Source organism: Flavobacterium acetivorans (genome assembly GCF_020911885.1).
Classification (GTDB): Bacteria; Bacteroidota; Bacteroidia; order Flavobacteriales; family Flavobacteriaceae; genus Flavobacterium; species Flavobacterium acetivorans.
In genome coordinates, this window is record NZ_CP087132.1 from 684,792 (window position 1) to 697,330 (window position 12,539).

The following is a 12,539-nucleotide window of genomic DNA, read 5'->3' on the forward strand; positions in this document are numbered from 1 at the left end:
TAACTCACAAAATTATTTTATTGTAAAATAAAAAAAAGCCCTTGTATTATTAGCCTTACAAGACAAAAAGTTTAACAGAAACCCCATGATTTATAGCTGTTTTAACTACATTTGCGGTCGATAAAAAGGAATTATGATCAAGTGGCTTAGTTTAGGATTTTGGGAGTTAATAGCCCGAACAATCCTGAGAAATAGAATAATTATTTTGTGCGGAATTGTTTTAATAACAATTCTATTTGCTTTGCAGTGGAAAAACGTAAAGTTTACTCAAACTGAAGCCAATCTTATCCCGGCAGATGACAAGGTGAATGTGGACTACGATTATTTTCTTAAAAACTTCGGCGAAGAGGGAAACCTAATCGTAATAGCAACCAAAGATCCGAAGCTATTTACTCCAAAAGTATTCAAAGCCTGGAGTGTACTTATGGAAAAAATCAAAAGTGACAAAGAGGTAAGTCTGGTAATTTCCGTAGACAATCTTCAGCAATTAGTCAAAAATGACTCCTTGCAAACTTTTGAATTAAAACCATTTGTAAATGCTGAAAAAGTAAACGATGCCGCTTACTTAACCCAATTGAAATCAGATTTTTTTAAAAATCTTCCTTTTTATGAAGGCTTACTTTTTAATAAAAAAACAGAAGCAGTTCGTTCAGCCATTTATTTGGATAAAAAGATTGTCAATACTAAAGCTCGAAAAGAATATATTCTTCATAAATTTATTCCTGAAATAGATAAATTTTACAAGGAAACAGGTATTAAACCTCATGTCTCGGGCATGCCCTACATCCGAACACTTAATGCCAAGACTATAACTGATGAAATTGGCCTGTTTATAGGAGCTGCATTATTAGTAACCTCACTTATTTTCTTTTATTTCTTCCGTTCTGCCAGAGCTACTCTTACTTCTTTGCTTATTGTGATTATTGGAGTAATGTGGTCTTTCGGGATTATGGGAGCAATGGGTTATGAAATAACAGTACTTACTGCTTTAGTACCAACATTGGTAATTGTAATTGGTATTCCAAATTGCATTTTCTTCATCAATAAATACCATCAGGAATACTACAAACACGCCAATAAAGCCAAAGCACTCCAGCGCGTCATTACCAAAACCGGAACGGCTACTCTTATGACCAACATAACCACTGCTGTGGGTTTTGCAACATTTATCATAACTAATAATGTGCTGCTTAAAGAATTTGGAGTAGTAACAACAATCAATATTCTTGCTATTTACATGCTAAGTTTATTGATTATACCAATATTTTTCAGCTATTTTCCTCCTCCAATACCAAGACATCTCAATCATTTAGAACGCAAATCGCTGACTTCTTTTTTCAATTGGATTATCAATACTGTAAAATACAGACGTTTTAGCGTATATGTAACTTCGGTAATTTTATTGGTTTTCGGAATTATAGGCATCTATGAAATTAAAATCTCAGGAAGCCTTATAGAAGACATGCCTAAAAAAACCGAATTCTTTGACGACATCCGTTTCTTCGAAAAAGAATTCGACGGTGTGATGCCCCTCGAAATAATGATTGACACTAAAAAGGAAAATGGGGCAATGAAACTTACCAATCTGAGAAGAATGGAAGAATTAGAAGAAACAATTATTGACATTCCGGAACTTTCTAAACCGCTGTCGATTGTTAATGTGGCCAAAAGTTTCAAACAAGCCTACTACAACAGGAATCCTGATTTTTACGAATTGCCTTCTTCACAGGAAGAAACATTCTTAATTCCTTACATTAAAAATTCGCTCAACAAGTCAAAAGACAATCAGCTCAAAAGCTACATCACTGATGATGGGAGCATTGCGCGAATGACTGCATTTATCAAAGATGAGAACGGCGAAAAAATGGAAGGCATCGAGTCTCAAATTCGCAAAAAAGTCGATAAGATTTTCCCCTCCCCAAAATACGAAGTGATTATTACCGGAAAGGCATCGGTGTTCCAAAAGGGAACAAAATACCTGCTTGACAATTTATTATCCTCATTGCTTTTTGCTTTTGCATTAACCGGCGGTTTAGTTGCTATCATGTTCCGTTCTTTCAAAATGGTATTAGTATCTATTATTCCTAATTTACTACCCTTATTGATGACTGCAGGCCTGATGGGCTTTTTGGGAATTCCATTAAAACCGTCTACCTTATTGGTTTTCGGTATCGCATTTGGAATGTCAGTAGACGACACCCTGCGTTTCCTAGCACAATACCGATTGGAACTGGCAAGAAACAACTGGAAAATAAAAAAATCTGTTTTTGCTACATTTGAAGATTCGGGTATCAGTATGTTCTATACTTCTATCGTATTATTTTTCGGTTTCTCTGTATTTATGCTTTCTAGCTTTGGAGGAACAGTAGCACTTGGAGGCTTAGTTGCCATTACTTTATGTTTTGGTATGTTATCTAATCTTGTTTTGCTGCCTTCATTGGTATTGACATTAAACAAAACATTGGCTAATCAGCAGGAATTTATCGAACCTACAATTGATATATTGGAACATTCAGACGAAGCCCTTGACGAATTAGAGAGAAAAAGCAAATAACATTCTTATGAAATGTTTCCACTGCATATAATAAATGAAATTTGCTAAATTTCAATAAAAATAGCAGAATCCTTTTGAACCAACTCAGGTACAAAAGGATTTTTTCTTTTCAACTCAAGAAAATCGAGCAATAGTAAAAACGAATAATCCCAATCAAAACGTTTTTCCCCAATTTAGATTTCCTTAATTCCTTGTTTGAGTAGATTCCTCCTTCGTCGGAATGACAAGTTTGTCGTTTCTCAGATACTTTAATAAAGAAAAAAAAACAAGCATTTTGTCATTCCGACGAAGGAGGAATCTCCATAAAGTAATTAACCTAAAAATAGTCTATGCAATTTCAAGAAGGTTATTTATATTATCACAAACAAAGCCAAAACAGTTCTATACACAGGTGTAACAAATCATCTAAAAATAAGATTGCAACAACATACAGAAAACATAGAAATGGGTAATAAAACTTTTGCATCAAAATACCATGTCCATTATTTATTATATTTTGAGAAATTCACTTGGATTCAGGAGGCGATTGCTAGAGAAAAAGAAATTAAAGGCTGGCGTAGGGAGAAAAAAATCAATCTAATCAAAACGATTAACCCTAATTTAGAATTTCTTAATTCCTTGTTTGAATAGATTCCTCCTTCGTCGGAATGACAATAGAAACGAAAAAGTTCTAAATAACTCCATTCGTTTAGCCCCGATAGAAACGGCATCCTTTTACTTTTTTTCTTTAAAAAGTAAAAGATATAGTGAATAGCGGGAAATAGCTCCTGAAAAATAACAACAAATCGATTATATTTGCAGTTCGAATAGGAGACAATTTTAATATCAACAATATACATAAAATGAGACATACAAAAGTTAAAGACTTGCTGAACAGCAGCTCAACGCTTCATGAAGTAAATGCAAAAGGATGGGTAAGAACTTTTAGAAACAATCAATTTATCGCTTTGAATGATGGTTCTACCATTAACAATATACAATGTGTAGTCGATTTTGAGAATACTGCTGATGAAACCTTAAAAAGAATTACCACTGGAGCCGCGGTTTCGGTAACTGGAACTTTGGTAGAAAGCAAAGGTGCCGGGCAGAAATTTGAAATACAGGTTTCAAAACTGGAAATCCTAGGCGACTCGGATGCGGAGAAATTCCCTATGCAACCAAAGAAACACTCCTTGGAATTCTTGCGTGAAAATGCACATTTACGTGTAAGAACCAATGCTTTTGGTGCCATTATGAGAGTACGTTCGGTATTGTCATTTGCGGTTCACAGCTATTTTCAAGAAAAAGGTTTTGTGTATGTAAATACGCCAATCATCACCGGATCAGATGCCGAAGGTGCTGGCGAAATGTTTAAAGTTACCGCTTTGCCATTTGACAATACGCCAAGAACCGAAGACGGAAAAGTCGATTACAAAGAAGATTTCTTTGGAAAAGAAACTAACTTAACGGTTTCAGGACAATTAGAAGGAGAAACTTTCGCAATGGCTTTAGGCCAAATTTATACTTTTGGACCCACTTTTAGAGCCGAAAATTCAAATACTTCTCGTCACTTGGCTGAATTTTGGATGATTGAGCCCGAAGTAGCGTTCAACGATTTGAACGATAACATGGACTTGGCCGAAGATTTTATCCAATACGTGATTAAATACACGATGGACAAATGTCAGGATGATTTGAAATTTCTAGAAGGAAGATTACTGGAAGAAGAAAAGTCTAAACCACAAGCCGAAAGAAGCGAGATGGCTCTATTGGAAAAATTAAATTTCGTCTTAGAAAACAATTTCAAACGTGTTTCGTACACCGAAGCAATTGACATTTTAAGAGATTCAACTCCAAATAAAAAGAAAAAATTCAACTATATCATCAAGGAATGGGGCGCTGATTTACAATCAGAGCACGAACGTTATTTGGTTGAAAAACACTTCAAATGCCCAGTAATCCTATTTGATTATCCAGCCAATATCAAAGCGTTTTACATGCGCTTGAACGAAGACGGAAAAACAGTTCGCGCCATGGACATTCTTTTCCCTGGAATTGGAGAAATCGTAGGAGGTTCTCAAAGAGAGGAACGTTTTGATGTTTTGGTCGAAAAAATGAGAGCCTTGGGAATTGACGAAGAAGAATTATGGTGGTATTTGGATACCAGAAGATTTGGTAGCGCTGTTCACTCCGGTTTCGGACTTGGATTCGAAAGATTGGTGCTTTTTGTAACTGGAATGACCAACATCCGTGACGTAATTCCTTTCCCAAGAACACCAATGAACGCGGAATTCTAAGAAGAAAAAAGTTTCAAAAAATGTTTCAGGTTTCAGGTTTCAGGTTCTCACAACTTGAAACTTGAAACTTTGAACTTTCAAACAAAAATACATGCTAAAGCAATTCTTAAATTTAAAATTATCCCAGAAATTATCTCCACAGCAAATTCAGCTGATGAAGTTAATTCAATTGCCTACGCAAGCCTTTGAACAACGTTTAGTTGAAGAGATGAATGAAAATCCGGCTCTAGAAGCAGGAAAAGAAGAAGATGATTACGAAAAAGAGGAGTTTGAGAACGAAGATTATGATGACTATGATGATGCTGAATCGGATAGAATTGAAGCCGATGACATCAATATTGACGAGTATCTAAGCAGTGATGACACCCCTGATTACAAAACGCAAGCCAACAACTACAGTGATGATGATGAAGATCGTGAATCTCCACTGGCGGCGCCTATCAGTTTTCATCAGGATTTAATCAATCAATTGAACACTTTTATCCTAACGGACGAGGAGCGCGACATTGCCGAATTTCTAGTAGGAAGCATTGACGACATGGGTTATATCCGCAGAAGCATTCCCGATATTGTTGACGACATGGCTTTTACCCAAGCAATCTATACTGATGAAGCTACGGTACAAAGAATGCTCCATGTCATCCACGAACTGGAACCGTCTGGTGTAGGTGCGCAGGATTTACAGGAATGTTTGTTATTGCAATTGAAGCACAAAACACCTACAGAATCTGTAGCATTGGCAACCGATATTATCGAAAATCAATTTGATGCTTTTACCAAAAAACATTACGACAAACTCATTCAAAAATATAACATTTCGAATGAACAGCTTAAAAAAGCGATTCATGAAATTGAAAAACTAAATCCAAAACCAGGTGGCGCTTTTAGCGGAAACAATAAAGTTACCGAAAATGTAGTTCCTGATTTTGCCATTCGAATTGTAGATGGCGAACTGGAATTGACTTTGAACGGAAGGAATGCGCCTTCGCTGCATGTCTCAAAAGACTATCAGGAAATGATGCAAACCTATAAGGATTCTAAAGACAAATCTTCAGCACAAAAAGATGCTGTACAGTTTATAAAGCAAAAACTGGATTCGGCCAAATGGTTTATCGACGCCATACGTCAACGCCAAGAAACCCTTTTTGTAACCATGAATGCCATCATGCATTATCAGCAAGAATACTTCTTGGATGGTGACGAAACCAAGCTAAAACCGATGATCCTGAAAGACATCGCCGATTTGGTGGGATTGGATATTTCTACCGTATCCCGTGTAGCCAACAGTAAATATGTCGAGACGCCTTATGGAACGAAATTGATCAAAGAATTCTTTTCGGAAGCAATGAAAAATGACCAAGGTGAAGATGTCTCTACTTTGGAAATCAAGAAAATTCTTCAAAACATCATTGAAGACGAAGACAAGAAAAAACCACTTCCTGATGATCAGTTGGCCGAATTGCTAAAAGAAAAAGGCTATCCGATTGCCAGAAGAACCATTGCCAAATACAGAGAACAACTGGATATTCCTGTGGCGAGAATGCGAAAAAAAATATAAGAACACTGAATATTAATTCAAAACCATTAAAAATTTAAGAGAGATCAAGATAAAACTTAATTAACTAAAATTTTTAATGGTTTTTTAGCTTTTATAAAAAAAGGAAAGACAATATCTTTCCTTTTTTTATATTCCATTCTATGAATTACTTCTTTCCCTCCTGATCTTTTCGCATCGCATGATAAAAAGCGGCACGACTCAATGGTTCGTATTCCTCTGTTTCGCCCAGCATCACCAATTTATCATTATCCGTTTTTCTAAAACTATAATTGGCTAAATTTCCGGTGCGCGTACACACGGCGTGAACCTTTGTCACATATTCGGCAGTAGCCATAAGTGCCGGCATAGGTCCAAAAGGATTTCCTTTGAAATCCATGTCGAGTCCTGCCACAATAACGCGAATTCCCTGATTGGCTAAATCGTTACAAACCCGAACAATTTCGTCATCAAAAAATTGAGCCTCATCAATTCCTACCACATCACAACCTTGAGCCAAAATGGCGATATTGGCCGCAGCAGGAACTGCCGTAGAACGAATTTCATTGGCGTCATGTGATACCACCATATCGTCATGATAACGGGTATCAATTTCTGGCTTGAAAATCTCCACTTTTTGCTTAGCAAATTGCGCTCTTTTGAGTCGACGGATTAATTCCTCTGTTTTACCCGAAAACATCGAGCCACAAATTACTTCGATCCAACCAAATTGCTCTTTATGATTTACTGTATTTTCGAGAAACATTTCGTATTTTTCTAACTTAAAAAATGAATAGTTTTTATTACTTTGTATCGTAATAAACCGACATGTATTTTATACTTTTACATGGTCTCAAAAGTAGAAAATTTTTATCAATTCGAAGATTTGTGGACACTTAATTAAAAATTAAATGTTACCTCCAGAGGAATCTTACTTCCTTAAGCATAATACAGAAAAACAAAGAGATACACCATACATACTATAATTTAAACGTTATGAAAAAAAAATTGGAAGCCGATTTAATCAGCATTGCACACAGAATATTACAACTTAAGAATAAATCTGATATCAACCAATTGTATTTGGAAACTCAAAAATTATACGAAAAACTGTCTGTGCTTCGTTTTGTGGACACGCATTATGGTGATGTAAAACCTACCATTGGCTATGCCGAAATTGAAAAAGAAATCGAATCTTTTTTTGAAAAAGATGCCCAAGCTGCTGTTGAAGAAATAGAAATCACCCAAATCAATTTGGCAACTGAAACAACTTCGGAAGAAACTGTCGAAAAAGAAGCCGTTCTAGCCGAAATCGAGCAAAAACATCTGGAAGTTGAAGAGAAAACAATTGAAGCAGCTATTGAGACAAACACTGCGGAAGAAATATTAAATACCGAGGAAACTTTAGAAGAAAAAAAAGAGAGCCTTGAATCCATCAGCGAAACCGACGAGGAAATCGATGCCGTAGCATTATCCAATGAAGAGAGTTTAGTTACTGATGAAACTATTGAAGATATTAAAGAAGACGAAGAAGAAATTTCAAATGAAAAAGCTCCTGAAAAATTCAAAGCCGCCTTTGAACTATCAGAAGAAATAGAAACCCCTGCAAAACCGGAAGCGGTACAAATCTCGTTTGAAGATCTATTGGGCGGAAATTACAACAACACTCTTTTTGTAAAAGTGGACGAGGTAGAAGCCGTTCCTACTACTCCAATATTTGACGCTGTAGAAGAAATTGCTACTGAACTAAAGAAACCGGAACAAAATATTGAAACCAAATCTGAAAGTGCAGAGCCAAAATCCCTGTCACTAAATGATAAACTTGCAAAAGGAATCAACATTGACTTGAATGATCAAATTGCCTTTGTAAAACACCTTTTTGGGAACAGTAATGAGGATTACAACCGCGTTTTGAACCAATTAATCACTTTTGACAACTTTTACGAAACCAGAAATTTCATCGAAGAAATGGTAAAACCAGATTACAATAACTGGGAAGGAAAAGCCGATTACGAAGAGCGTTTCATGGATATCATCGAGAAAAAATTCCTTTAAAAAAGTATATGTCAAAATTATATATCGTTCCCACGCCAATAGGCAATCTTGAAGACATGACCTTTAGAGCCATCCGGATTCTAAAAGAAGTCGATTTGATTCTTGCCGAAGACACCCGTACCAGCGGAAAATTATTGAAGCATTTTGAGATTGGCACACACATGCATAGCCACCACATGCACAATGAACACAAAACGATCGAGAATGTAATTTCCCGATTAAAAGGCGGCGAGAACATCGCATTAATTTCTGATGCAGGAACTCCAGCGATTTCTGATCCTGGTTTTTTACTGACTCGTGCTTGTGTAGAACATGGAATTGAGGTAGAATGTCTGCCTGGCGCCACGGCATTCGTTCCTGCTTTGGTAAACAGCGGACTACCCAATGACAAATTTGTTTTTGAAGGTTTTCTTCCTGAAAAAAAAGGCCGCCAAACCCGATACTTAGAACTTGCCGAAGAAACAAGAACCATGATTCTTTATGTTTCTCCCCATAAATTAGTAAAAACACTAGCGGAATTCATCACTTATTTTGGTGAAGACAGACAAATTTGTGTTTCCAGAGAACTCTCTAAATTACACGAAGAAAACCGCCGTGGAACAGCTAAAGAAGTTTTGGCTCACTTTGAAAAAACAGCTCCGCGAGGAGAAATCGTTGTGGTCGTAGCCGGCAAAACCATCGTTAAAGAAGCCAAAAAAAATAAATTCCAAAAAGAAGAAGAATAACAACTCGAAAAATGAATATAGCCGATTTTATCTCAAAATTAAAACAAACACCAGAAGCAATTACTTTCTCAGAAACGATAGCTGTGATTGAAGAAAATTACAATTTTACTCCAACTGCATTCGAAAATGGATTACAGCACAATGCGGCAGGAGAAAACTCCGGTTCTTGCAAATTATTTGCTTTTGCCGAATTGCAAAATTTATCCCAAGCCGAGACATTAGCTTGCTTTGGTGCTTATTACCGTGAAGAAGTATTGGGAGATCCGGAAGGAACCAATCACCAAAATATTCGCAACTTTATTACCCATGGTTGGGACGGAATTTCATTTTATGGAAGTCCTTTAGAATTAAAGTAAATTATTTAAGAATTTTTGAAGGTAAAATCCCAAATTAAAAATTGTTAATCCTCAATCAAAAATCAAATGCGCTGGACTCTTAAACCAAAACCTTCCGAAGATAAAATCAAGCATTTGGCGCAAGCCTTGAATGTGGAAGATTTTGTGGCCACTTTATTAGTGCAACGCGGCATTGAAACTTTCGAAGAAGCTAAAGCTTTTTTCCGCCCATCGCTAGATCACCTGCACGATCCTTACTTGATGAAAGACATGGATAAAGCGGTCGGGCGAATAGAAAAAGCGATCGAAAATCAGCAACGCATCCTTGTTTTTGGCGATTATGATGTTGACGGAACCACGGCCGTTTCTCTCGTTTCTTCCTATTTAAAAAGCTATTACCCAAATGTGGCTACCTATATTCCGGATCGTTATGACGAAGGTTATGGCGTTTCCTTCAAAGGAATTGACTTTGCCGATGACAATGGATTTTCGTTGATCATCGCCTTAGATTGCGGTATAAAATCAATTGATCATGTCGCTTACGCAAAAGAGAGAAACATCGACTTTATCATTTGTGACCACCATAGACCCGGAAATGAATTGCCCGAAGCAGTTGCTATTTTGGATCCAAAAAGAGACGATTGCCACTATCCTTATGATGAATTGTGCGGTTGCGGAATTGGCTTTAAATTGATTCAGGCTTTAGGCGCGAACAGAAATCAAACCATTGCCGATTTAGTACCTTATTTAGATTTGGTTGCCGCCGCCATTGCCGCCGATATCGTCCCGATGACAGGTGAAAACCGAGTGCTGGCTTATTTTGGATTGCAAGTAATCAATAGCGATCCAAGACCCGGAATTAAAGCTCTGATTCATCAAATAAAAAAACAGACTTTAGATATTACCGATGTCGTTTTTATCATTGCACCTCGAATCAATGCAGCCGGCCGAATCAAACATGGCAATCATGCCGTGGAATTATTAACTGAATTTGATTTTGAGCAAGCCCAACAATTTGCTTCGGAAATAGAACAATATAATTCAGATCGTAAAGATCTGGACAAACAGATTACCAAAGAAGCTTTTCAGCAAATTGAAAAAAATCAAGAACAAGAACGATTTACAACCGTAGTTTATCAAGAAGATTGGCACAAAGGCGTTATCGGAATTGTCGCTTCCCGATTGATTGAAACCTATTATCGTCCTACACTCGTTTTCACAAAAAGTGGCGATAAATATGCTGCTTCGGCCCGTTCTGTAAAAGGCTTTGACGTTTATAATGCCCTTGATGCCTGCTCGGAACATTTGGAGCAATTTGGCGGACACATGTATGCCGCTGGAATGACATTGAAGGAAGAAAATTATTCCATTTTCAAAGAGGCTTTTGAGAAACAGGTTCAGGAAACCATTCATCCGGATATGTTAACTCCGGAAATCGAGATTGATGCCGAAATCAACTTTTCGGATATCACTCCAAAACTCATTCGGATTTTAAAACAATTTGAACCTTTTGGCCCACAAAATATGACACCGGTTTTCTTGAGCAAAAATGTAAAAGATACCGGTTATGCTAAAAAATTAGGTGCTGAAGACGAGCATTTGAAACTCTTTCTAAAACAAAATACTTCTGAAGGAATTCCGGCAATCGGTTTCGGATTAGGTAATAAAATAGATTTAACTACAAATCAAAAACCCTTTCAAGCAGCCTACTGTATTGATGAAAATGAATGGAACGGGAAAGTTTCTGTTCAATTGAGATTAAAAAGTATAAAATAATGAATTCAAATAAGAGTAATAAAAAAGATCCCTACGCTGCTTTGCGTTATAAAGAATTCAACACTTTTTTACTGCTGCGTTTTGCTATGGTTTTCGCTTGGTCTATGCAATTTATCATTATTGAATGGCAAGTCTATAGCATTACCAAAGACCCTCTTTCACTGGGAATCATCGGATTAATGGAAGTGATTCCCGCTCTTTCTTTAGCCTTATTTGCCGGTCATGTTGTAGATCAAAAGGAAAAAAAAGGTCTTTTAGTGAAATGTATTTTGGCCTTTTCCGTAATTAGTTTTGGACTGTTTTTATTGACTTGGCCATCTGTAGTAAGTGATTTTTCGACAAAAACTATTTTGTATTCTATTTATTTCTTGGTTTTTTTGGGTGGCTTAGTCAGAGCTTTTCTCGGTCCAACGATCTTTTCGTTACTTTCCTTACTCGTTCCTAAAAAAGCCTATCCCAACGCAGCCACCTGGAGCAGTTCGGTTTGGCAAATTGCTTCGGTTGTGGGACCTGCTGTCGCCGGATTTTCAATAACCCTCATTGGTGTGCATTGGTCGTTATGTACGGTTTTTGCCTGCTCCCTTTTTGCCTTGCTTGCTTTATCACAGATTGAAAAAAAGCCTATTTTGAACCCTAAAATTGGCGAACCGATTATGCAAAGTTTATCCGAAGGAATCAAATTTGTCTTTAACAACAAGACCGTTTTAGGCGCTATAACATTAGACATGGTAGCGGTACTTTTTGGTGGTGCTATAGCTCTGCTGCCTATTTTTGCTCAAGATATTTTAAAAGTAGGACCCGAAGGTTTTGGATTTCTAAGAGCAGCGCCAGCCGTTGGTGCTTTTTTGACCATGATTATTACTGCTTACATCCCTTTGAGTAAAAATGCGGGAATGAAACTTCTATCAGCCATATTTGGCTTCGGAATTTGTATTATAGTCTTTGGGGTTTCCACCATTTTTTGGGTATCGCTGATTGCTTTATTTTTAAGCGGTATATTCGACGGTATTTCGGTAGTCATTCGTCAAACGATTCTACAATTAAAAACACCCGATCATATGCGAGGCAGAGTTTCGGCAGTAAATTCGATGTTTGTAGGTTCCTCTAATGAATTAGGCGCTTTTGAAAGCGGATTGACTGCAAAATTAATGGGAACCGTTACCGCAGTAGTCTTTGGCGGAAGTATGACATTATTGGTTGTTTTGACTACAGGAATGGTCTCTCCTTCTTTTAGGAAACTAGATTTAACAAAAGATCTGGAAGAACACGAAAATCAGGAATAAT

General features: G+C 36.9%; 10 protein-coding genes. 9 read left to right on the forward strand and 1 reads right to left on the reverse strand.

What is annotated here, in order from left to right:
- Positions 1-133: 133 nt before the first annotated feature.
- The 4 genes from LNP19_RS03040 to rpoN all read left to right on the forward strand — a co-directional run bounded on the left by LNP19_RS03040 (position 134) and on the right by rpoN (position 6,388).
- The gene (locus tag LNP19_RS03040; RefSeq protein ID WP_230063344.1) at positions 134-2,554 is read left to right on the forward strand and encodes an efflux RND transporter permease subunit; all 2,421 of its coding nucleotides are present in this window, start codon (positions 134-136) and stop codon (positions 2,552-2,554) included.
- 348 nt (positions 2,555-2,902) lie between these two features.
- Positions 2,903-3,184, forward strand: coding sequence for a GIY-YIG nuclease family protein (locus LNP19_RS03045; protein WP_230064206.1), 282 nt, complete (start codon positions 2,903-2,905; stop codon positions 3,182-3,184).
- Positions 3,185-3,396: 212 nt separating this feature from the next.
- Positions 3,397-4,830: an asparagine--tRNA ligase gene (asnS, locus tag LNP19_RS03050; RefSeq protein WP_230063345.1), complete on the forward strand. Its 1,434-nt coding sequence runs from the start codon at positions 3,397-3,399 to the stop codon at positions 4,828-4,830.
- Between the two features lie 91 nt (positions 4,831-4,921).
- Entirely contained in the window at positions 4,922-6,388 is a 1,467-nt protein-coding gene (rpoN, locus tag LNP19_RS03055; RefSeq protein ID WP_230063346.1) for an RNA polymerase factor sigma-54, read from the forward strand.
- Between the two features lie 145 nt (positions 6,389-6,533).
- On the opposite strand, the gene LNP19_RS03060 is transcribed toward rpoN, so the two are convergent.
- On the reverse strand, positions 6,534-7,130 hold the full coding sequence (locus LNP19_RS03060) for a thymidine kinase (RefSeq protein WP_230063347.1): 597 nt from the start codon (positions 7,128-7,130) through the stop codon (positions 6,534-6,536).
- A gap of 230 nt (positions 7,131-7,360) precedes the next feature.
- Between LNP19_RS03060 and LNP19_RS03065 the strand changes: the two genes are divergently transcribed.
- From LNP19_RS03065 to LNP19_RS03085, 5 genes are all read left to right on the forward strand, one after another.
- Entirely contained in the window at positions 7,361-8,419 is a 1,059-nt protein-coding gene (locus LNP19_RS03065; protein ID WP_230063348.1) for a hypothetical protein, read from the forward strand.
- Between the two features lie 8 nt (positions 8,420-8,427).
- A complete protein-coding gene (rsmI, locus tag LNP19_RS03070; protein ID WP_230063349.1) occupies positions 8,428-9,144 on the forward strand; it encodes a 16S rRNA (cytidine(1402)-2'-O)-methyltransferase in 717 nt (238 codons plus the stop codon).
- Positions 9,145-9,155: 11 nt separating this feature from the next.
- Complete coding sequence (locus tag LNP19_RS03075) at positions 9,156-9,500, forward strand: HopJ type III effector protein (protein WP_230063350.1); 345 nt, start codon at positions 9,156-9,158, stop codon at positions 9,498-9,500.
- Between the two features lie 66 nt (positions 9,501-9,566).
- On the forward strand, positions 9,567-11,255 hold the full coding sequence (gene recJ, locus LNP19_RS03080; RefSeq protein ID WP_230063351.1) for a single-stranded-DNA-specific exonuclease RecJ: 1,689 nt from the start codon (positions 9,567-9,569) through the stop codon (positions 11,253-11,255).
- A complete protein-coding gene (locus tag LNP19_RS03085; protein WP_230063352.1) occupies positions 11,255-12,538 on the forward strand; it encodes an MFS transporter in 1,284 nt (427 codons plus the stop codon). The genes recJ and LNP19_RS03085 overlap by 1 nt, the downstream gene beginning before the upstream one ends.
- Position 12,539 lies beyond the last annotated feature (1 nt).

Excerpts from the sequence above, each read along its gene's own strand:
- LNP19_RS03040 (WP_230063344.1), top strand. The coding sequence starts at position 134 with ATGATCAAGTGGCTTAGTTTAGGATTTTGGGAGTTAATAGCCCGAACA.
- asnS (WP_230063345.1), top strand. The coding sequence starts at position 3,397 with ATGAGACATACAAAAGTTAAAGACTTGCTGAACAGCAGCTCAACGCTT.
- rpoN (WP_230063346.1), top strand. The coding sequence starts at position 4,922 with ATGCTAAAGCAATTCTTAAATTTAAAATTATCCCAGAAATTATCTCCA.
- LNP19_RS03060 (WP_230063347.1), bottom strand. The coding sequence starts at position 7,130 with ATGTTTCTCGAAAATACAGTAAATCATAAAGAGCAATTTGGTTGGATC.
- LNP19_RS03065 (WP_230063348.1), top strand. The coding sequence starts at position 7,361 with ATGAAAAAAAAATTGGAAGCCGATTTAATCAGCATTGCACACAGAATA.
- rsmI (WP_230063349.1), top strand. The coding sequence starts at position 8,428 with ATGTCAAAATTATATATCGTTCCCACGCCAATAGGCAATCTTGAAGAC.
- LNP19_RS03075 (WP_230063350.1), top strand. The coding sequence starts at position 9,156 with ATGAATATAGCCGATTTTATCTCAAAATTAAAACAAACACCAGAAGCA.
- recJ (WP_230063351.1), top strand. The coding sequence starts at position 9,567 with ATGCGCTGGACTCTTAAACCAAAACCTTCCGAAGATAAAATCAAGCAT.
- LNP19_RS03085 (WP_230063352.1), top strand. The coding sequence starts at position 11,255 with ATGAATTCAAATAAGAGTAATAAAAAAGATCCCTACGCTGCTTTGCGT.